General features: G+C 67.9%; 20 protein-coding genes. 12 read left to right on the plus strand and 8 right to left on the minus strand.

The annotated features are described in order from the left end of the window. Window positions 1–29: 29 nt before the first annotated feature. Window positions 30–818, plus strand: a complete 789-nt coding sequence (locus tag ACFQ9R_RS17825; protein WP_378991839.1) for an SDR family oxidoreductase — start codon at window positions 30–32, stop codon at window positions 816–818. 87 nt (window positions 819–905) lie between these two features. Then, window positions 906–2000, plus strand: coding sequence for an asparaginase (locus ACFQ9R_RS17830; protein WP_378991841.1), 1095 nt, complete (start codon window positions 906–908; stop codon window positions 1998–2000). A 5-nt stretch (window positions 2001–2005) separates the two neighbouring features. On the opposite strand, the gene ACFQ9R_RS17835 is transcribed toward ACFQ9R_RS17830, so the two are convergent. The 3 genes from ACFQ9R_RS17835 to ACFQ9R_RS17845 are packed head-to-tail and all read right to left on the minus strand — an operon-like array spanning window position 2006 to window position 5000. After that, window positions 2006–4084 carry an MMPL family transporter gene (locus tag ACFQ9R_RS17835; protein WP_378991843.1) on the minus strand — a complete coding sequence of 693 codons (2079 nt, stop codon included), beginning with the start codon at window positions 4082–4084 and terminating at the stop codon, window positions 2006–2008. Between the two features lie 19 nt (window positions 4085–4103). After that, a complete protein-coding gene (locus tag ACFQ9R_RS17840; RefSeq protein WP_378991844.1) occupies window positions 4104–4637 on the minus strand; it encodes a hypothetical protein in 534 nt (177 codons plus the stop codon). A gap of 6 nt (window positions 4638–4643) precedes the next feature. Beyond that, entirely contained in the window at window positions 4644–5000 is a 357-nt protein-coding gene (locus ACFQ9R_RS17845) for a hypothetical protein (protein WP_378629053.1), read from the minus strand. Window positions 5001–5168: 168 nt separating this feature from the next. On the opposite strand from ACFQ9R_RS17845, the gene ACFQ9R_RS17850 reads away from it, so the two are divergent. Genes ACFQ9R_RS17850 through ACFQ9R_RS17860 form a run of 3 tightly spaced genes read left to right on the plus strand, consistent with a single transcriptional unit; the run spans window position 5169 to window position 7514 of the window. Beyond that, the gene (locus ACFQ9R_RS17850) at window positions 5169–6176 is read left to right on the plus strand and encodes a YncE family protein (RefSeq protein WP_378991845.1); all 1008 of its coding nucleotides are present in this window, start codon (window positions 5169–5171) and stop codon (window positions 6174–6176) included. Beyond that, the gene (locus ACFQ9R_RS17855) at window positions 6176–6427 is read left to right on the plus strand and encodes a DUF5703 family protein (protein ID WP_378652767.1); all 252 of its coding nucleotides are present in this window, start codon (window positions 6176–6178) and stop codon (window positions 6425–6427) included. Before ACFQ9R_RS17850 ends, ACFQ9R_RS17855 begins: the two co-directional genes overlap by 1 nt. 7 nt (window positions 6428–6434) lie before the next feature. Then, window positions 6435–7514: a quinone-dependent dihydroorotate dehydrogenase gene (locus ACFQ9R_RS17860; RefSeq protein ID WP_378991846.1), complete on the plus strand. Its 1080-nt coding sequence runs from the start codon at window positions 6435–6437 to the stop codon at window positions 7512–7514. 4 nt (window positions 7515–7518) lie between these two features. Here the strand turns inward: ACFQ9R_RS17860 and ACFQ9R_RS17865 are convergent, their stop codons facing one another. After that, entirely contained in the window at window positions 7519–7914 is a 396-nt protein-coding gene (locus ACFQ9R_RS17865) for a hypothetical protein (RefSeq protein WP_378991848.1), read from the minus strand. Window positions 7915–7991: 77 nt separating this feature from the next. Here ACFQ9R_RS17865 and ACFQ9R_RS17870 point away from each other — a divergent pair, with 77 nt between their 5' ends. The 3 genes from ACFQ9R_RS17870 (at window position 7992) to ACFQ9R_RS17880 (ending at window position 12342) form a co-directional block, all read left to right on the plus strand. Further along, entirely contained in the window at window positions 7992–9620 is a 1629-nt protein-coding gene (locus tag ACFQ9R_RS17870; RefSeq protein ID WP_378991849.1) for a PfkB family carbohydrate kinase, read from the plus strand. 80 nt (window positions 9621–9700) lie between these two features. Continuing rightward, the gene (gene ribA / locus ACFQ9R_RS17875; RefSeq protein ID WP_378991850.1) at window positions 9701–10387 is read left to right on the plus strand and encodes a GTP cyclohydrolase II RibA; all 687 of its coding nucleotides are present in this window, start codon (window positions 9701–9703) and stop codon (window positions 10385–10387) included. 131 nt (window positions 10388–10518) lie between these two features. Beyond that, window positions 10519–12342, plus strand: coding sequence for an AMP-dependent synthetase/ligase (locus ACFQ9R_RS17880; RefSeq protein ID WP_378991851.1), 1824 nt, complete (start codon window positions 10519–10521; stop codon window positions 12340–12342). A 54-nt stretch (window positions 12343–12396) separates the two neighbouring features. Here the strand turns inward: ACFQ9R_RS17880 and ACFQ9R_RS17885 are convergent, their stop codons facing one another. Beyond that, complete coding sequence (locus ACFQ9R_RS17885; protein ID WP_378991852.1) at window positions 12397–12924, minus strand: YbhB/YbcL family Raf kinase inhibitor-like protein; 528 nt, start codon at window positions 12922–12924, stop codon at window positions 12397–12399. Window positions 12925–12945: 21 nt separating this feature from the next. Next, entirely contained in the window at window positions 12946–14307 is a 1362-nt protein-coding gene (locus tag ACFQ9R_RS17890) for a M20/M25/M40 family metallo-hydrolase (protein WP_378991853.1), read from the minus strand. A 141-nt stretch (window positions 14308–14448) separates the two neighbouring features. Between ACFQ9R_RS17890 and ACFQ9R_RS17895 the strand changes: the two genes are divergently transcribed. Then, entirely contained in the window at window positions 14449–15405 is a 957-nt protein-coding gene (locus ACFQ9R_RS17895; protein WP_378991855.1) for an endonuclease/exonuclease/phosphatase family protein, read from the plus strand. 87 nt (window positions 15406–15492) lie between these two features. Here ACFQ9R_RS17895 and ACFQ9R_RS17900 read toward each other — a convergent pair whose 3' ends face one another. Next, complete coding sequence (locus ACFQ9R_RS17900) at window positions 15493–16218, minus strand: helix-turn-helix domain-containing protein (protein WP_378991856.1); 726 nt, start codon at window positions 16216–16218, stop codon at window positions 15493–15495. Window positions 16219–16472: 254 nt separating this feature from the next. Between ACFQ9R_RS17900 and ACFQ9R_RS17905 the strand changes: the two genes are divergently transcribed. Further along, window positions 16473–17285, plus strand: a complete 813-nt coding sequence (locus ACFQ9R_RS17905) for an alpha/beta fold hydrolase (RefSeq protein WP_378991857.1) — start codon at window positions 16473–16475, stop codon at window positions 17283–17285. Between the two features lie 50 nt (window positions 17286–17335). Further along, the gene (locus ACFQ9R_RS17910) at window positions 17336–17743 is read left to right on the plus strand and encodes a hypothetical protein (protein WP_378991858.1); all 408 of its coding nucleotides are present in this window, start codon (window positions 17336–17338) and stop codon (window positions 17741–17743) included. Window positions 17744–17815: 72 nt separating this feature from the next. Here ACFQ9R_RS17910 and ACFQ9R_RS17915 read toward each other — a convergent pair whose 3' ends face one another. Beyond that, entirely contained in the window at window positions 17816–18427 is a 612-nt protein-coding gene (locus tag ACFQ9R_RS17915; protein WP_378991859.1) for a TetR/AcrR family transcriptional regulator, read from the minus strand. A gap of 65 nt (window positions 18428–18492) precedes the next feature. On the opposite strand from ACFQ9R_RS17915, the gene ACFQ9R_RS17920 reads away from it, so the two are divergent. Continuing rightward, complete coding sequence (locus tag ACFQ9R_RS17920; RefSeq protein WP_378991861.1) at window positions 18493–19341, plus strand: alpha/beta fold hydrolase; 849 nt, start codon at window positions 18493–18495, stop codon at window positions 19339–19341. Window positions 19342–19354: the final 13 nt, after the last annotated feature.

Raw genomic sequence — 19354 nt, forward strand, 5'->3', positions numbered from 1 at the left:
TTGACCTGTAGTTCAAGAAAGGTACGAGCATGGATCTCGAACTCACCGGCAAGACCGCCGTCGTCACCGGAGCCTCACGCGGCATCGGTCTGGCCGTCGCCGAAACACTCGCCGCGGAGGGCGTGCGTGTCGTCGGCGCCGCACGCACGATCACTCCCGAGCTCGACAAGGTCGCGGCCGCGACGGTCGCCGCCGATCTGGGGACCGCGCAGGGCGTCGCCACAGTCATCGACACCGCGCTGGAGGAACTCGGCGGCATCGACATCCTGGTCAACAATGTCGGCGGCGGCGACCCGGATCGGCTCACGCTGGCCGGGTTCCTCGACACCACCGACGACCAGTGGCACCACTTCCTCGACATCAACCTGTTCAGCGCGATCCGGGCCACCCGCGCGGCGCTGCCGAGCCTGCTCGATCGCCGCGGCACCATCATCAACGTCTCGTCCATCAACGCACACCTGCCCGCGGTGGGCCCCACCGGCTACAGCGAAGCCAAAGCCGCCCTCACCTCCCTCGGCAAACGGCTCAGCGAGGAGTTCGGCCCGCAGGGCGTGCGGGTCAACACCGTCTCCCCCGGCCCCGTCGGCACCAGGATCTGGCGCGACGAACACCGCATCGGCGCCAAACTGGCTGCCGCCCAAGGCATCTCCCACGAGCAACTGCTCGAGGCGCTGCCCGAACAGTTCGACATCGCCTCGCGCCGGATCTCCGAACCCGACGAGGTCGCCGCGCTGATCGCCTTCCTCGCCTCGGCCAAGTCCGCCAACATCCTCGGCGCCGACGTGGTGATCGACGGCGGCATCATCAAGACGATCTGATCTGGCCCGCGCGGTACCTCGGTATCAGATCGAGGTACCGCGCGGGAGTGATGTGGTCGGGCAGGTGGCGTTCCTAGCGTGAGTGATATGCCCACAGTCTCGAAGATCGCCGCCACGATCGCTCTCGCCGGAACCGTCGCCGGTGCCGGAATCGGTGTCAGCTCAGCCGACTCCGCACCGACCGGTGCCGCGCAACGAGTCGCGGTGATCGGCCTCGGCGGCACCATCGCAGGCACCTCCGACCGGCGCACCGACCTCGAAAGCTATCGGCCGGGCACCCGCCCGATCGCCGAACTCGTCGACTCGCTGCGCCCCGAAATCGGTGACGTCGCCGCCGTGACCACCGAGGACTTCGGGCAGAAGGGATCCGGCGAATACACCGTCGCCGACCTCTACGACCTGGCGCAGCTGGTCGAACGTCGCCTCCGCGACCATGATTCGGTCGTGGTCAGCACCGGTTCGGCCACCATGGAAGAACTGAGTTACTTCCTCGACCTCACCGTGCGCAGCACGAAACCGGTGGTGGTGACCGGGGCGATGCGACCGTGGACCGCGATCGGCAGCGACGGACCGATCAACCTGTACAACGCGATCCGCCTCGCGGCGAGCAACCGCACCACCTGTTTCGGCACGGTCATCGCCCTCAACGAGCAGATCCTGCCCGCCCGCGACGCCACCAAAACCGACTCGACCCGCGTACACACCTTCACCACCCACGAATACGGCGACCTCGGCACCATCGACCAGGCCGGCATCCGCGTGCAACGCGCCCCCGCCCGCATCCGGCACTGCGACGACCCCGCCCGCTGGACGACCCCGTTCGACCTCACCACGATCCCCCGCGACACCCTCCCCCGTGTCGACATCGCCCACAGCTACCTCGACGCCCCCGCCGAGCCCATCACCGCCGCCGTCGCCGCGGGCGCCAAGGGCATCGTGTTCGCGGGCACTCCGTCTCCGAGCCAGGCGAGCGCCGCGATGGCGACCAAGGGCATCGCCCTGGTCGCCACCAACGGCTACGGCTCGGGCGCGATCACCGTCGACCCGAGTATGGGCGTCGTCAGCGGCGGCGACCTCGCACCCAAGAAGGCACGCCTGCTGCTCCTGCTGGCACTGGCCACAACCGCCGACCACGACCAGATCGTGGCCTGGTTCCGTGATTACGGCAATCAGCAGTTCTGAGCGGGCTATTTCCAGATGATCTTCAGCAGGGCCGGTGTGAGCACCATTCGGATGATCGTGGCGTCGATGATCAGGGCCACGATCATCCCGTAGGCGATGTATTTCATCAGCACCAGATCCGAGAAGCCGAACGCGCCGGTCACCACGATCAGGATCGCGGCCGCCGAGGTGATCACCCCGCCGGTGTGGGCCACGCCGTAGCGGATGGATTCGGCGGCATCGGCGCCCGCGGCCCGTTTCTCGGCGATCCGGGACAGCAGGAACACCTCGTAGTCGGTGGACAATCCGAAGATCACCGTCACGATCAACGCGACGACCGCGAACATCAGCGGTCCCGGCGTGAACTGGAATGCCCCGGACCCGTGCCCTTCCACGAAGATCCAGGTCAGCACACCCAGGGTCGAGACCAGGCTGAGCGCGCTCATCGCGACGGCCTTCACCGCCAGGATCACCGACCGGAACGCCACGATCATCAATGCCAGCGCCGCCGCGATCAGGATCGCCAACAGCAGTGGCAACCCGTCGATCAACCCGTTGATGCTGTCGCGTTCGAGCGCGGGGATGCCGGCGACCATCACCTGCACGCCCGGTGGGGCGGGCAGCGCACGCAGTGCGTCGATCACGCGGTCGGCGTCGCGTTTGTCGCCGAGCCCGGCGGAGAGCACGTTGACGTTGTCCTTGGTCGCCGCCGCAGGTTCGAACCGCCCGGTCAGTCCGGGAACTTGATTGGCCTCGAACCGGATATCGCTCAACTGCTGGGGTGAGGCACCGACCACGATCAGTTTCAGCGGTTCGGTGCGAAAACCGGGAAACAGGTGATCGAAGTCTTCCTGAGCCACCCGCGCGGGGTTGTCGGCAGCCAGGTATTTCTCGCTGATCCCACCGAACTCGATGTGGCGCAACGGAATACTGAGCGCGAGCAGTCCGAGCACGATCGGGATCACCACCGCCCACGGCCGTCGCATCGCCCACTGCGCCAGCCGGGAGAAGAACCCGGCATCGATCTCGGCTTCGGTCTTGCTGCGCGAGAAACGTTTCCAGCCCAGCCAGTCGATCCGGTGGCCGGCGATACTCAAGGCGGCGGGCAGCGCGGTGACCGACAGCAGCGCCGCCAGCATCACCGCGGAGATGCCACCGTAGGGCACCGAGCGCAGCACCCCGTTCGGGAAGATGAACAGCGCACCGAGGCTCAAAGCGATGATCGCCGCGGAGAACAGCACCGTGCGCCCCGCTGTGGCGACGGTCCGCGCGGTCGCGTCCTCGACCGATCGCCCGGCCGAGAGTTCCTCCCGGAACCGGGTCACCGTGAACAGTCCGTAGTCGATCGCCAATCCGAGCGCGACCAACGTCATCACCGCGCTGGCGAACACGTTGACCTCGATATGGGCGGTGAGCACCCGCAAGATCCCGGAGGTGCCGAGGATGGTGAGCCCACCGATCAGCACCGGCAGCAGTGCGCCGATCACCCCACCGAACACGAAATACAGCAGGATCGCCACGATCGGCAAGGCGATGATCTCGGCGCGCTTGATGTCGTGCTGCATCCCGATATTGATGCCCTCGACCACCGGCTGCAGCCCTGCCAGCTGCACTGTCGTCCCGCCGGGCCCGGCGCCGGGGACATCGGCGTGCAGGTGGGGTTTCAGCGCGAGGTAGTTGTTGACCGTCGCGGTTCCGCCGCCCCCGGCCAGCCCGATGCTGGCGAAGGCGTGCTGTTTGGTCGGGTCGGAGGCATTGGCGGAGAAGGGGCTGTCCCAGTAGCTGTCGATCTTGTGGATGCGCTCACCGTGCTGTTTGCGCAGGTCGGCCAGCGCGGCCGTCACCGGTCCCCGGACGGCGGGATCGTCGACAGTGGTGCCGGGTGGGGCGGTGTAGATGACGATCAGATCGCCGTCGGTGTCGCGGCCGAAAATGTCATCGGCCAGTTTGGACGCCGCCACCGACTGACTCGACTCGTCGAACCAGCCCTCCTGGGTGTAGCGGTCGGCGAGGTCGCGACCGAACCACCCCGAGATCAGCACGGTCAGCACGAAGAAGCCGAGCACGAGGAATCGGTGGCGGTAGACGAACCTGCCCCACCGCATGGATCGAGATTCGCGCATCTCAGCCGCAGGCGGCGGTGCGGTAGTCGGCCGAGCGCAGGATGCCACACAGGTCGGTGCGCGAGATCTTCCACTTACCGTCGAGCAACACGAAATGCACGATGGTGGTGCGCACGTTGGTGCCCGAACCGTCCTTGTCCAGGCGCATGGTGGCGGTGAGTGTGCCGTCACGGTTGTCGAAGACCGGGTCGACGACGCCGTACACCGCGTGGGGGTTGTCGCGCAGCGCCTTGTACATGTCGGGGATGGCGTCGGAGAACGCGGCGCCGTCTTCGATCAGTTCGGTGCGTTCGACATCGGGCAGGTTGGGGTCGAGCGCGCGTTTGATCTGCGCGTCGAGCTGTTGGGCGGTCGGCAGCGGCACATTGGCCTTGCTGGCCGAGGTCGCGACGGAGGAAGCGAGGGAGGCGTTGGCCGAAGACCGTGCGGCGTCGACCGAGGCCTCGTCGGTGGTTCCCGCGCACGCGGCGAGGGCGACGAGGGCCGTGAGGCAGGCGGTGGCCGCAGCGGCCCTGGCGGAAAGTGTGGAAGACATCACCATCTACATACCATCAATGACGGCACTGATCCGTCCCAGGATGGCGCGAACTGTGGAGATGTCACTGGTTGCGGGCGCCTCGACAGGGTCGGCGTCGAGGAGCAGATCGCGCACGAAGGCGCTGACGCTGCGTTCGTCGCCGAGGTCGATGTCGGTCACCTGCGCCTGAGCTTGGGCCACCACGTCGTCGGATCTGGGCACCGCGTCGCCCAGGTCGGCGCGATAGATCTGCACCGTGAGGGTGGCGCGGTGAGTGCGGAAGGCGAAGGGGTGACCGTCGTCGGTGGTGCCGAAGCCGTGGGCGAACGGTCCCACAGAGATGTCATCGATGCCGAAACCCGCCGGTGTCCGGTCGGTCATCGTGGGGATCTCCTGCCGTTGCATGGCGATCAATTGCTCGACACGTCAACAGTAACGCGCGTCACCGACAGCTCCGACGCCAGATACCCGGTCGGAGCTACTGGTGAGTCATCATGGTCAGATGGTGATCAAGGCAGTCACCTCGTGCGGATTGAAGGAGTTCGGTGCATGCGCCCTCGTGGCTCGGTCGCCTCTGCGTTGGTCGGCGCGGCGGTTTTGGTGGTACTGACCGGGTGCAGCGGTGAAGACGGCGGTCCCGATGTGCCGACCAGGGCGCCCGCGACCGCGGCGGTCTCGCCCGCCGCGGTCGATCCCGCGGGGCGGGTCTTCGCCGCGGCCGCGACCAAAGCACTGCTCGCCGAACGCTCGACCGGTCTGCTCGCCGCCCTCGATACCGCGGGCACCACGCTGTCGCTGATCGACCCCGCCGCACCGGCAACCTCACGCGCGGTCGCCCTCCCCGCCGTCGGCGCGGCGCTGGCTCAGGGCAGGCCGGGAGAGGTCCTCGTCGCCGCCCCCAACCGGGTTCTGCGGGTGGACGCGGGCACGGGCGCGCTCACCGAGACCGCTGTCGACGGTGACGTGCACAGCGTGCACACTCGCACCGACGGCACACTCGTCGTCGGCACCGCCGACGGCACCGTGCGCGAACTGAACGCCGACGGCACCGTCACCCGCACGATCACCGGTCTCGTCTCGGCCGACGCGATCGCGGTGACCGGCGAGAACATCACTGTGCTCGACCGCAAGCAAACCGCCGTCGTCGCGGTGCGCGAGGACGCGCTCGGCCTGATGCTGCGCGCCGGCGACGGCGCCACCAACGCCATCACCGACCCGCACGGCCGCATCATCGTGGCCGACACCGCGGGCGGTGAACTGCTGGTCTACTCGGCCGGTCCGCTCGTGCTGCGCCAGCGTTTCCCGGTATCATCATCGCCTTACGCGCTCGCTTACGACTCGCGGTCGGAGCTGGTGTGGGTGAGCGCCACGCTGAGCAACGAGGTCGTCGGCTACGACCTGTCGACCGGCATCGGTGTCGAGGTGGCCAGGCTGGCGACACTACGCCAACCCGACGCGATCACCGTCGACGAACGCACCGGCGACCTGTTCGTCGCCTCGGCCGCGGGCGATGGCCTGCAGCGGATCGGCGTGCAAGAGCAAAAGAGAGGGCAGTGATGGCCACACCTCGCAATGCGCGCTCGGCGTTACCGCCGAGCTGGGAAACCAGCAACGACGACTACGAATACGTGCCCCTGCGGCTGCCACCCGAGGTCAACCGGGTCACCGCCTCGATGCGACTGGCCATCCAGGCCGAATTCGGTGGCTGGGAGTTGTCCCGGGTGCGCGCCTACACCGACGGCAGTCGCCGGGTGCTGTTGCGCCGCCGCAAGAATGCCGTCCTGCCTGTGCCCGAACCCGGATTGTGAGCCGACCATGTACGCCCTCCTGTTACGCCTGATGTTCCTGATCCCGCCGGAGCGGGTGCATCACCTGGTGTTCGCCGCGCTGCGTTTCGCCACCTGGTTCCCGCCGACGCGCTGGCTGGCCCGCAAGCTCACCGTGGTGGGGGACCCGATCCTGGCCACCACCGCGTTCGGTGTCGACTTCCCCGCGCCGCTGGGTCTGGCCGCCGGTTTCGACAAGAACGCCGACGGCGCGAATGCCTGGGGCACACTGGGTTTCGGATTCGCCGAGATCGGCACGGTCACCGCGCATGCCCAGCCCGGCAACCCCGCGCCGCGACTGTTCCGGCTGCCCGCCGACCACGCCCTGATCAACCGGATGGGTTTCAACAACCACGGTGCCGCCGCCGCGGCCGCTCGCCTGCACGGCGCGCGCCCCACCGTCCCGATCGGCGCGAACATCGGCAAGACCAAGGTCACCGAACCCGACGCCGCCGCGGGCGATTACGCGACCAGCGCCCGATTACTCGGTCCGCTCGCGGACTTCGTCGTCGTCAACGTCTCCTCCCCCAACACCCCCGGCCTGCGTGACCTGCAGGCCGTGGAGTCGCTGCGCCCGATCCTGCAGGCTGTGCTCGACAGCGTGTCGGTGCCGGTCCTGGTGAAGATCGCCCCCGACCTGTCCGACGACGACATCGACGCCGTCGCCGACCTCGCGGTCGAGCTGGGTCTGGCGGGCATCGTCGCCACCAACACCACCATCCGCCGTGACGGCCTGGCCACCCCGGCCGCCGAGGTCGAAGCCATGGGCGCGGGCGGGCTGTCGGGCGCCCCCGTGGCGGAACGTGCGCTGGAGGTCCTGCGCCGCCTCTACACCCGCGTCGGCGATCGGGTGGTCCTGATCTCGGTGGGCGGCATCGAAACCCCCGAGCAGGCCTGGGCCCGCATCCTTGCCGGGGCCACCCTGCTGCAGGGCTACACCGGGTTCATCTACGGTGGCCCCTTCTGGACCACCCGTGTCCACCGCGGCATCGCCGCCAACCTGCGCGCGGGTGGCTACGCCCGCCTGTCCGACGCCGTCGGCGCCGAGCACCGCGCCCACTCGGCCTGAGTTCTCAGCCGTAGTTCGCCTGGGGCGCCCGGTCGTCGTGCATCGATCGGGCCGGGCGTAGCCGGGACAGTTGCGCCGGTGGATCGTGCAACGACTCCCCTGCTGGCGCGTCGTCGCCGTCCCGGCGAGCGTCGATGCGCTTGGCGAGCTTGATCAGAGCCTGCTGCCAGATGATGCCGAGCAGATCGGCGCGGGCACTGATCTCGGCGTGCGCGAGCCGGTCGTGCACAGCGGCGAGATCGCTGACGAGTTCGTCGAGCTCCATGCCCGCCCAGGCCTGCTCACGGGTGAGGGTGTACTCGGGCAACCAGCTCAATCGCCAGCCGCCGGTGTCGGTTCGCTGGGCGAATTCCGGCGTGCGGTCGCTGCGTAACGTGTCGTCGGTGCCATGAATAACCATCGCGGACCTGCCTTCCCCGGCGGGGCGCTGCGCCCTCCCCGAGCGTCTGGCGGGGCATCCACTCCCCGTAATCCAGTGTGGCATTTGCCAATTGTCTTGGTCAATTGCCATTGTTAGTAGGTAATTGCCGGATTTCGGGCGTGGCAAACCCGGCATTGTGGCGATCGCAGTGCGGCGTCCGCCCCGATCGGGTGCGCGCCGGCCTCGACAAGTGGACGGGAGGCAGCATGCCGATGGTTCCCCAGGATGCCCGCGTCGCCGCGATCCGCTCCATCCTGGCCAGGCTGGGTAAGTACGCGGGCTTGAACGCAGAACGCCTGCGCCACACCGAGATCGACGCTGCGCCGCTGCTAGAGCTGCTGTCGGTGCGTCGGCACGCACGGCGTACCGGCGCCAGTGTCGAGGCCTCGATCCTGCCCGTGGTGCGCGAGGTCACGCAGTGGCTGGCGCCGACGGACCGGCTGATCGTGGACGCGGCACTCTCGCTCGGGCTGTTTCGCGACCGCTCCGGCGTGGGTGTCGATGTCGAACGCCTGTACGCAGACAACCTCGGGGAACGTCGAGAGGCCTTGACCGAGCAGTGGATCGCGCTGCACACCCTGCTCGATGTCGACCCCGTTCCGGAGGCGCCCACCGTCAAACGGTTGCGTACGGTCTCCGAACACAACGCCTTCACCGCGCTCGCCGGGCTGCTCGCCACCGATTCCGGCTATCCGATGGCCGGACCCTCCGTCGCCCAACCCACCGCCGTGCCCGCGCAACGCGGTGTCGTCACGGTCTTCGGTGACGCCGTCATCGATCACCTCTACCGGGTCGACTCCTTCCCGGCCGCCGACAACGCGGCCAGCGGCAGCTTTACCGGGCACCCCGGCGGCAAAGGGCTGAACCGGGCGGTCGCGGCAGCCCGTCTCGGCATCGGCGTGCATCTGGTCTGTGCCGTCGGCGGCGACGAATACGGCCGTCGCATCCTCGAATTCATCGAATCCGAACGCGTCCACCTCGACCTGGTCAAGGTCGTTCCGTTCGCGACGTCGCTGGTCACCGCCGTGGTGATCACCCCCAACGGCGAGAGCCGCATCATCGGCTGCCGTGACAATCGCGTCCAGCTCCAAGACGAAGACCTCCACCGTCCCGAACTCCGCGCCGCCCTGGAAGCCTCGGATGCGGTGATCCTGAGTTTCGAACCGCCACCTTCGGTGATCGAGCAGGTGCTGTCGATGGTGTCGCAGATGCGGCCCAAACCACCCGTTATCGTGTGTCCGACACCGGCCATGCCGGTACCGCAGAGCCTGTATCGACATCTGGGCGCGGTCGACTACCTCGTCGGCGCGGCCGCGGACCTCGACGCGCTGCTGCCCGATGTATCCGCCGAATCCGCCGCCGATATCGCCCGGCTGTTGCGCGGCCTCGGAGTCGGGACCGTGTGCACAGTCGAGAACTTCCGGTGTGTGGTCGCCTCCGACACGATCGAGACAGTCATCGACCATTTCCCGCAGGTACTCAAGGCCTCGGTCGGTGCCGCCGCCGCCTTCACCGGCGCGCTGGCCTATCGTCTCGTCAATTCCGGAACCCCGCTCACCGCAACTGATTTCGTGTGGGCGACCGCGGCGATGATTCCGACCCAGAATCTGGGCGCGGTGGCGGTGTCGATGCCGAGTGCCGAGGAGATCGACCGCATCGTGCGCCTGTACGCGCCCCCGGCCTGATCCGGGGGTAAGGTCGCGACATTCAGCTCACGCCTGTCCGGCATCGGCGCCTTGTCGCCCTGTCCACGCACGGAGGATCGTTGACCATTCTGTCGTTCGGCGGTGCCAGGACCGGGGAAACCGGTGCCGATACCGCACACCGACTGGGTCGCCAGGGCAAGCAGCTACCGATTCGGGTGATCGAGATCCCGGACCGCGACGACGGCGGGCACCTTTTCCTCTTCGGTGAGCCCCGCGACGGCTGCCTCGTGCGGGTGCACTCGCGATGCCTCTACGGCGAGGGTCTCGGCTCCGACGACTGCGACTGCGGCGGGGAGCTCACCGAGTCGATGGACCGCATCCAGGCCGAGGGCGCCGGTGTGCTCGTCTACCTCGAACAGGAAGGTCGCGGGGCCGGCCTGATCTGGAAGGCCCGCGGCTACCGGGAGAGCGAACAGTCCGGCACCGACACCTTCGACAGCTATCGGCGCCTCGGCCTCGACGCCGACACCCGCCGCTACGAGCCCGCCGCGCACGCTCTGCGCGACCTCGAACTCACCCGGGTCCGGCTGCTCACCAACAACCCCGACAAGTGCCGGGCGCTCACCGAGGCCGGGATCACCGTCGAGCCCGTCGCCCTCACCATCGCCTTGCACTCCCCGCGCGGCAGGCAATATCTGCAGGCCAAACGGCGCCACCGCCAGCACACCATCCCCGCCGATCCGCTCGCCGACGAGCAGCGATCGGAGCGGGCGCGGTCGTGGTGGCGACCACGAGGTCGCCGGTAACCCCCCTCGTAATCCCGTATGTCCGGTTACGATAAGTGAGCCACGCCACTGTTGCCGCCCCTGTCTCGAGACAACGAGGCAGTTTCGCTCGCATTGGCTCGGCGTCCAGCTCGGCCTATGGGAACAGGGATATGACAGACATCGGTTTCGCGCACGCATCCGGGGTCACGGTGCACACCGTGCCCGCCGCCTTCCAGCAGACCGCCGCGTTGCGGCCCGACCAGATCGCCTTGCGCACGGTCGGTGGCACCCAGGAGATCACCTGGGCCGAATATGCGACGAGGGTGCGCGCACTGGCCGCCGGGTTGACGAAACTCGGTGTGCGTCACGGTGACGCGGTCGGCATCATGCTCACCAACCGACCCGAGTTCAACCTGATCGACACAGCCGCCCTGCACCTGGGCGCCATCCCGTTCTCGGTGTACAACACCAGCTCCACCGAACAGATCGCGCACGTGTTCGCCAACGCGGGCAACACGGTGGTCATCACCGAGCAGGCGTTCCTCGACACCATCCGCGCCTCGGGCGCCGAGATCGAGCACACCGTCATCGTCGACGGCACCGCCGAGGGCACCGTCACGTTGGCCGAGCTCGAATCCGATCCCGCACCGGACTTCGATTTCGACGCGGCCTGGCAGGCGGTCCAACCCGGCGACCTGGCCACCCTGATCTACACCTCCGGCACCACCGGCCCGTCCAAGGGCGTCGAGCTCACCCAGAGCAATGTGATCGCCCAGGTCGTCGGCCTGGTCTCGGGTCCGCTGCCGGTCGGTTTCGACGACCGCGCGGTGTCGTATCTGCCCGCCGCGCACGTCGCCGACCGCATCTCCGCGCATGCGATGAGCCTGCTCACCGGCATCCAGATCACCACCGTCACCGATCCGCGGGAGATCGCCGCCGCTCTGCCGGACGCCCGTCCGACGGTGTTCTTCGGTGTGCCGCGGGTGTGGCAGAAGATCAAGGCGGGGATCGAGAACAAGCTCGCGGTCGAGCCGAGCCCGGTCAAGAAGGCACTGGCCAACTGGGCGATCGGTGTCGGCGTCGCGCAGGCCAAGGCGAAGCTGGCCGGTGAGAGTTCGCTGGTACTCGGCGTGCAGCACAAGATCGCCGACACGCTCGTGCTGGCGAAACTGCGTGACGCGCTCGGGTTCGCGGAGCTGAAGTGTGCGGCCTCCGGTGCCGCGCCGGTACCGCCGGAGACCCTCGAGTACTTCCTCGGCCTCGGCTTCGCCGTCACCGAGGTGTGGGGGATGTCGGAAACCGCGGGCGTCGGCACCTACACCGAACTCGACAAACCGCGCCCGGGCTCGGTCGGCCGGGTGATGGACGGGTGCGAACTGCGTCTCGACGCCGACGGTGAAGTGCTGCTGCGCGGCCCGATCATCACCCCCGGCTACCGCAACATGCCCGACAAGACCGCCGAGGCGATCGACGACGACGGCTGGCTGCACACCGGCGACATCGGCACCCTCGACGCCGACGGCTACCTGCGCATCGTGGATCGCAAGAAGGAACTGATCATCAGCGAAGCGGGCAAGAACATCGCCCCCTCCAATATCGAGAACGCCATGAAGGCGGCCTCGTCGATGATCGGCCAGGCCGTCGCGATCGGCGAGGCCCGCGCCTACATCACCGCCCTGATCATGCTCGACCCCGACGTCGCGGCCTTGCGCGCCAAGGACTTCGGCGCCACCGACGCCACCCACGCGGAACTGGCCCGGCGCAAGGAGATCGTCGACGAGGTCAGGGAAGCGGTGCTCGCGGGCAACCGCAAGCTCTCGCGGGTGGAGCAGATCAAGCGTTTCGTGATCGTCGAGAACCTGTGGGAGCCCGGCGGTGACGAGCTGACCCCGAAGATGTCGCTCAAGCGGACCCCGATCTCGAACAAGTACGCCGAGACCATCGCCGAGCTCTACGCCGCGACCCCGCCCGAGCATGTCGTCAACGTGAAGTAGTTGCGAAAACGGCGGTGGCCCTGGAAGTCTCAGGGCCACCGCCGTTGCGCGTTCTCAGTTCTGTTCGTAGGTCCCGATCAGGGTGGCCCTGGCCAGGGTGTGGAAGAACAGGTTGAACCCCAGGTAGGCGGGCGTGGCGTCGGGTCCGACCTCGAGTTCGGGCACGTCGACGGCGTGCACGACCACGAAATACCGGTGTGGACCATGGCCTTTCGGCGGTCCCGCACCGACGAAGCCGGGAAAACCACCGTCGTTGCGCAAGTTCACCGCACCGGCGGGCAGGCTGCCGCCTTCGCTGCCCGCACCGGTATCGAGGGTGGTGACCGATGCCGGAATATTGGCCACGGCCCAGTGCCAGAACCCCGACGCGGTCGGTGCGTCCGGGTCGTACACCGTCACCGCGAAACTCTGCGTGCCCTCGGGGAATCCGGACCAGCTCAGCTGCGGCGAGATGTCCTTGCCGCCGGCACCGAACACTCCCGACACCTGATCGTTGGCCAAGGGCTGACCATCGGTGATGTCGGCGGAGGTAACGGTGAACGAGGGCACCTGCGGCAACGCGTCATACGGGTTGTAAGTCATCGAGGACCTTTCGGGTCGAGGTCAGCTGTGCAGAAGGAAGTGTTCCAGCACCCGGGTGCCGAATTCCAGTGATGCCACCGGCACCCGCTCGTCCACCCCGTGGAACAGGGCGGTGAAGTCCAGCTCGGGAGGCAGCTGCAACGGTGCGAAACCGAAGCAGCGAATCCCCAAGCGGGCGAACGCTTTCGCGTCGGTGCCACCCGACAGCATGTAGGGCACGGTGCGGCCGTCGGCGTCGTGGGCCAGGACCGCGTCGTTCATGGCGTCGACGAGGTGGCCGTCGAAGGTGGTCTCGTAGGAGTCGAGTTTGGTGATCCATTCCCGCTCCACGTCGGGTCCGATCAGCTCGTCGACCTCACGTTCGAACGCCGCCTGCCGTCCCGGCACCACCCGGCAGTCGACCACGGCCTCCGCGGTCTGGGGGATGACGTTGGCTTTGTACCCGGCCTGCAGCATCGTCGGATTCGCGGTATCGCGCAGGGTGGCGCCGATGATGCGCGAGATGGTGCCCAGCTTGGCCAGCTGACCTTCGATATCGGGTCCGTGCGGGTCGAACGCCAGCCCGCTCTCCTCGCTGACCGCGGCGAGGAACTCGGCCACCGAGTCCGACAGCACCACCGGGAAGGTGTGGCGGCCCAGGCGCGCGACAGCTTCGGCGAGGATGGTGACGGCGTTGTCCTCGTGCAGGAACGACCCGTGCCCGGCGCGGGCCTTGGCACGCAACCGCATCCAGCCCAGGCCCTTCTCCGCGGTCTCCACCAGGTAGAGCCTGCGTTCGGTGCCGTCGGGGCGGGGCACGGTCAGCGAGAACCCGCCGACCTCACCAACGGCCTCGGTGACACCGTCGAACAGGTCGGGCCGGTGCTCGACCAGCCACTGCGAGCCCCATTTGCCGCCGTTCTCCTCGTCGGCCAGGAACGCGAACACCAGATCGCGCGGCGGAACCGTGCCCTCGGCCTTGAACTGGCGGGCCAGCGCCAGCGTCATCCCGACCATGTCCTTCATGTCGATCGCGCCGCGCCCCCACACGTAGCCGTCGCGCACCGCGCCCGAGAACGGGTGCACGCTCCAGTCGGCGGCCTCGGCGGGCACCACATCGAGGTGCCCGTGGATCATCAGCGCCCCGCGGCTGGAATCGGCGCCCTTCAACCGCGCGAACACGTTCCCGCGCCCGGGCGCACCGGATTCGACGTATTCGGTCTCGTAACCGACCTCGTGCAACTGCTGTGCCACCCACTCGGCGCACGCACGCTCACCTTTGGTGGTGGACAGCTCCCCGGTGTTGGAGGTGTCGAACTGGATCAGCTTGCTGACCAGCTCCACCACCTCGTCTTCCGCGCGGGACCGCCCGTTCGAACCAGAATTCTCGCCAGATGCCGACACGTCCCCTTTCCTACCACCATTCGCGCACCCGTCGCGCCACCTGCCGCCCTCAGGACCCTTGCGCCGCTGCTCGCGCGCCGAACTCGGCGTGAGCAGAACTAGGAATTCGCCTGCGTCCCGGTGGCGTGCTTGGCTGTTGTGATGCGAGCGCAGGTTGTCCGAGTCGGTGTCCGCGTGCTGGCCGGTGCCGCGACGGCGATCGGCGCTGCCGGGGTCGCCTTGCATTTCATCCGCTGGCCGCTGGAGCCGCTCGTCCTCGCGGCTTCGGGGGCGCCCTATCTGATGGGCGGTGCGGTGCTCGGCGTCGCCGGTTTCACGGTGACCAGGCAGTGGATCGCGACCGGTGTGGCCGTGGTGGTGGCGGGCGCGGGGATCGCGACACAGGTGCCGCTGTATGTCGCACAGAACGGTGGTCGGGGACAGCCGATCGTGGCGATGCAGGCCAATCTGCTCTTCGATGGTGCCGATCCGCGGGCGCTCGTCGACCAGGTGCGTGCGCGCGACATCGCCATTCTGACCGTCAACGAGCTCACCCGCGCGGCCGTGGCGAGCTTGTCGCAGGCCGGCCTCGACGAGTTGCTGCCCCACCGCTACCTCGCACCGGGCCAGACTGCCAGCGGTACCGGTATCTGGAGCCGATTCCCGTTGTCGGACACCGTCGAATACGACGGCTACGTCCTCAATCAGATCTCGGCCACCGCCACCGTCCCCGAGCTCGGCCCGGTCGCGATCTACGCCTTCCATCCCGTCCCGCCCGTCTACGACACCGGTGTCTGGGCCGACGAGCTCGCCCGCTTGCACGAGATCCTGCGCCTGTCCCCCACCGATCGCCCCGTGATCGCCGGCGGCGATTTCAACGCCACCTACGACCATGCCCGCTTCCGCGCCCTGGCGTCGGGGCGTTTCGCCGACGCGGCGGTCCAAGCCGGCGCGGGTCACCTGGTCACCTACCCGACCGACAAGGCCATCCCGCCGCTGGTGGGCATCGACCATTTCCTGCTCGCGAATGCCCGCGCCACCAGCGTCGAAACTGTCGCCGTACCCGGCGCCGATCACCGAGCGCTGGTGGCGCGGATAGTCCTCACAGCCAAGGGTTAGACCCGGTATTCGGCTGTTGCAGAACGTATTTCGGCGGGCCGGAGACGACCCGGCGGCTGGCAGGCGATGCACGGGGTCGCGCGATCGCTACTCGCGTTCGGCGCTGCGTTCGGCCAGGCGCACTCGCCACTGCTCCATGGCCTGACGCAGTGCCGCGCCGACGATGGCGACGAACTCGGCGGATTGTTCGAAGCGGGCGCCGGCCGGGGTATCGGGGCCCAGGATCTCGACGCCGCGCCGGGTCATGGCCGACAACGAGTTCTGCATCTGCACCGAGGCGACGAGGTTGCGCAGCCAGATGTCGTCGTCGACGAGGTAGCGCTCGCGCCGTTCACCGGGAACCAGTTCTCGGCGCAGCATGCCCTGCTGTTCGAGAAAAGCGACCGCGTTGGAGATCGAGGCCGGGCTCACGCGTAGTCGCGCGACCAACTCGGCGGCGGTGAGCGCTCCGGAGTCGGTGATCTGCAGGCAGGCAAGCACTCTGGCTTCCATCCGGGGCAGACCCTGTTCGATGAGCAGCGCGGTGAACGACTCGGTGAAGTCGGCGACCGCGCGGGGGTCGCGCCCGTAACCACCGTCGGGGATCGGTGGCGCGAGCGGTTGGGCCTGCTTGTGGCGGCGTGCGCGCTGCTGGGTGGCTGCCTGCGCGCGTTCGGCCCGGTAGTCGTCGGGTCCGCCGTTGCGAGTGACTTCGCGCATGATCGTCGAGGCCGGCCGGCCGAGCGCGCGCCCGATCTCGGCGTAGCCGAGTCCGTCCGCGAGCCCCGCGGCGATGTGCTGACGGTCCGCGTCGGTGAGTCTGCCTCCGGGCATCGCTGCTGGTCACCTCTCTGTCGACCGGTACGAAGCGGGTGGCCCGCACCACGCCCAGTATGCATTCACCTTCATTTCATTGCAAAGCGCAACGCACGAGCCCGTTGCATTCACGCTCATTGTCATTGCACTATCAGCGCTTTATCGTTCTCTACCACGCATTTTCACTCAAGTTGACTGTTGACAGATGAGTGAACGCAATCTACCTTTTGGTCATCAGTAAATGCCGAACACCGCAACGCAAGGACACGACAATGACTTCCTCGAACCCCACCAGCACCATCGCCCCCTGGACCGGCATGGTGACAATCGACGACACCGAACTGGCCGTCACCGACACCGGCGGCACCGGAACCCCGGTGGTCTACCTCAACGGCCAGTTCGCCACCCAGGGCTACTGGCGCCGGGTCATCGCCGACCTCGGCCCCGGCTACCGTCACATCACCTTCGACGAGCGGGCTCGCGGCAAGTCCAAGAAGTCGGCCGACTACTCCTTCGACACCTGCGTGCGCGATATCGACGCGATCCTCGCGGCCAGAGGTGTCACCGAGAAGCCGATCCTGGTCGGCTGGTCCTACGGTGCCTACCTCGGGGCGCACTGGACCAGCCGCAACCCGGCCGGTGCGCTCGGCGCGGTCCTCGTCGACGGCGCGTTCCCCTACGACTGGCTCGACGAGGCGATGGAGCAGCGCATCCGCAAGCTGTTCAAGCGGCTCAGCTGGGTGCTGCCGCTGGCTCGCCCGACCGGGCTCGCGCCCCGTTTGACCGCACAGCAGCAGGCCGACAGCAATATCGAACTCGGCAAGCTCTCCAGCGTCAGCGCACTGGGTCCGGTGCTGAATGCCATCACCGTCCCGGTGCGGTATGTGGTCGCTTCGGGAACCTCGTTCGGCAGCCGTGGCGACGAGCAGGAGAAGATCCGCGCCGGACTGGACGCGGTGCTCGACAGCAACCCCAACATTCGCGTCAGCGCCAAAGTCGCCAGCAACCACGGCGCGATCCTGCGCAAGGACTTCCGCGCCATCGCCGACGCCGTCCGTGAGATCGAGACCACCGCCTCGCGCTGACTCGGTACCGATTCCCTTCCCCCACAAGCAGAACCCCAAGGAGAAACGCCATGTCTGTCACCCTCACCGCCCAGGAAAAGATCACTGTGCGCACCGCCGCATACGGTGCGGTCTCCCTGCTCGCCGCCGCGGGCGGGGCTACCGGCAAGCCGCACAAGATCGCCACCACCGGCACCATCGCGCTGTCGTCGGCGACCGGTGTGGTCGGGCACGTGCTGGCCGAGAAGTCCGGGCACATCGCACTGAGCGGCTCCTCGGTCGCCGAACTCGCCGATCAGGTATTGCCCGCCCTCACCGCGGCGGTGAGTCTGCTCGGCCGGTACGACCCGGTGGAGGCCGAGAACTTCCGCAACACCATCGCCGTCGCCCTCGACACCGCCCAGCTCTACCAGACTCGGCCCAACCCGACGATGGTCGACATGACCCGCAAGATCACCGGAGCACTCGCCGCCGCGTGATGAGATACCCACTCGCGCAACCACAGCCGTGTCACAGGGCCCGTGACACGGCCACCGTGGTGTGCCGGGTGATCACCGATCGACGACAGCGCTCTCGCGCGCGGCGAGCACCATATCCACCCGCGCCTCCATCGCTTGACCGGCCGCGCGCAACGGTTCGGCCGAACGTAGTGTGCGGCCCAGAATGAATGCCCCTTCCAGTGCGGACAACATCGCCAAGATCAGCTCGCGTGCCGCGGCTTGCCCGACGCCGCGTTCGACGAAATACCGTGTGCCCTGGTCGATCCAGTCCCGCACGACCTCCGCGGCCACCTCCCGCAAAACCGGTTCGCTGTCGGCGATCTCGCCCGCGACGGTGCCGACGGGGCACATGTTCATCCACCCCGACTCCTCGAGTGTGCGCGCGGCGTCGTCGAACGCGGCGGGCACGGCCACCCGCAGATCCTCGTGCGGGTCCATCAGTAGCGGTAGCAGCTGGATGTAGGCCGCGCCGGTGCTGCGCAGCGCCTCGGCCGCGATCTGCACTTTGCCCTGCGGAAAGTGGTGGTAGAGCGACCCCATCGGCGCCTCGGCGGCGGCGGCGATCTGTTTGACGGTGATCGCGCTGTAGCCGTGGACACGCATCAATTCCGCGACCGCGGTCACCAGTCGCTCGCGGGTACTCGTTGACATCTGCTCGCTCACTCCACCAGACTAGAGCAAACACGCTAGAGCAAACGCTCTAGCCGTGGAGGGCAAGGGAGGATGTCATGGCGATCGTCGAACTCGATGCGGGTCGGCTCCACTACCGCGAACACGGCGAAGGGCCCCCGGTGGTCCTGCTGCACGGACTGTTGATGAACCACACGGTCTGGGATTCGGTTCTCGACCATCTGCCCACCGGCTTCCGCTACGTCCTGCCCGACCTACCGCTGGGCGCCCACCCCGAACCCCTGCGCCCGGGCACCGACCTGAGCTTGCGCGGCCTCAATCAGCTCGTCGCCGACTTCCTCGCCGCACTGGACCTGCACGACGTCACCCTCGTGCACTCCGACTGGGGCGGGGCCCTGTTCCTCACCGCCTACGGCCTCGACGAACGAGTCGGGCGCTTGATCATTTTCCCCAGCGAAGCCTTCGACAACTTCCCGCCCGGCCTCCCGGGCAAAACCGCCACGCTCGCCTCGGCCCTGCCCGGCGGCATCACCCTGGCCTTGCGCCAGATGCGCATCGGCTGGCTGCGCCGCAGCCCCGTGATGTTCGGCTGGATGGCGAAAACTCCCCTCCCCGACGCCCTGGTCCACGCCTGGACCGAACCGGGCCTGCGTGACCCCCGCATCCGCGCCGACCTGCTCGCCTACACCCGCTCCGGCTTCGACAAGCGCGAACTCGTCACCAACACCGAAGCCCTGCAGCACTTCTCCGGCGAAACCCTTGTCCTGTGGTCGTCCGCGGGCAAAGTCATGCCCCGCTCCCACGGCCACCGCCTGGCGGCACTGATTCCCCGTTCCCGCCTGGTCGAAATCGACGACGCCTACGTTTTGTCGATGCTCGACCAACCTGCCACCGTCGCCACCGCGATCACCGAATTCCTCGCCACCTCCCGTGCCACCCGGGCGTGACCTACATCACTGA

Origin of the sequence: Nocardia sp. NPDC056541 (assembly GCF_042794235.1) — a bacterium.
Lineage (GTDB): Bacteria > Actinomycetota > Actinomycetes > Mycobacteriales > Mycobacteriaceae > Nocardia.

What these genes read in the sequence shown, in the direction of transcription:
- ACFQ9R_RS17825 (WP_378991839.1), top strand. Translation starts at nt 30, where the DNA reads ATGGATCTCGAACTCACCGGCAAGACCGCCGTCGTCACCGGAGCCTCA.
- ACFQ9R_RS17830 (WP_378991841.1), top strand. Translation starts at nt 906, where the DNA reads ATGCCCACAGTCTCGAAGATCGCCGCCACGATCGCTCTCGCCGGAACC.
- ACFQ9R_RS17835 (WP_378991843.1), bottom strand. Translation starts at nt 4,084, where the DNA reads ATGCGGTGGGGCAGGTTCGTCTACCGCCACCGATTCCTCGTGCTCGGC.
- ACFQ9R_RS17840 (WP_378991844.1), bottom strand. Translation starts at nt 4,637, where the DNA reads ATGTCTTCCACACTTTCCGCCAGGGCCGCTGCGGCCACCGCCTGCCTC.
- ACFQ9R_RS17845 (WP_378629053.1), bottom strand. Translation starts at nt 5,000, where the DNA reads ATGACCGACCGGACACCGGCGGGTTTCGGCATCGATGACATCTCTGTG.
- ACFQ9R_RS17850 (WP_378991845.1), top strand. Translation starts at nt 5,169, where the DNA reads ATGCGCCCTCGTGGCTCGGTCGCCTCTGCGTTGGTCGGCGCGGCGGTT.
- ACFQ9R_RS17855 (WP_378652767.1), top strand. Translation starts at nt 6,176, where the DNA reads ATGGCCACACCTCGCAATGCGCGCTCGGCGTTACCGCCGAGCTGGGAA.
- ACFQ9R_RS17860 (WP_378991846.1), top strand. Translation starts at nt 6,435, where the DNA reads ATGTACGCCCTCCTGTTACGCCTGATGTTCCTGATCCCGCCGGAGCGG.
- ACFQ9R_RS17865 (WP_378991848.1), bottom strand. Translation starts at nt 7,914, where the DNA reads ATGGTTATTCATGGCACCGACGACACGTTACGCAGCGACCGCACGCCG.
- ACFQ9R_RS17880 (WP_378991851.1), top strand. Translation starts at nt 10,519, where the DNA reads ATGACAGACATCGGTTTCGCGCACGCATCCGGGGTCACGGTGCACACC.
- ACFQ9R_RS17885 (WP_378991852.1), bottom strand. Translation starts at nt 12,924, where the DNA reads ATGACTTACAACCCGTATGACGCGTTGCCGCAGGTGCCCTCGTTCACC.
- ACFQ9R_RS17895 (WP_378991855.1), top strand. Translation starts at nt 14,449, where the DNA reads ATGCGAGCGCAGGTTGTCCGAGTCGGTGTCCGCGTGCTGGCCGGTGCC.
- ACFQ9R_RS17900 (WP_378991856.1), bottom strand. Translation starts at nt 16,218, where the DNA reads ATGCCCGGAGGCAGACTCACCGACGCGGACCGTCAGCACATCGCCGCG.
- ACFQ9R_RS17905 (WP_378991857.1), top strand. Translation starts at nt 16,473, where the DNA reads ATGACTTCCTCGAACCCCACCAGCACCATCGCCCCCTGGACCGGCATG.
- ACFQ9R_RS17910 (WP_378991858.1), top strand. Translation starts at nt 17,336, where the DNA reads ATGTCTGTCACCCTCACCGCCCAGGAAAAGATCACTGTGCGCACCGCC.
- ACFQ9R_RS17920 (WP_378991861.1), top strand. Translation starts at nt 18,493, where the DNA reads ATGGCGATCGTCGAACTCGATGCGGGTCGGCTCCACTACCGCGAACAC.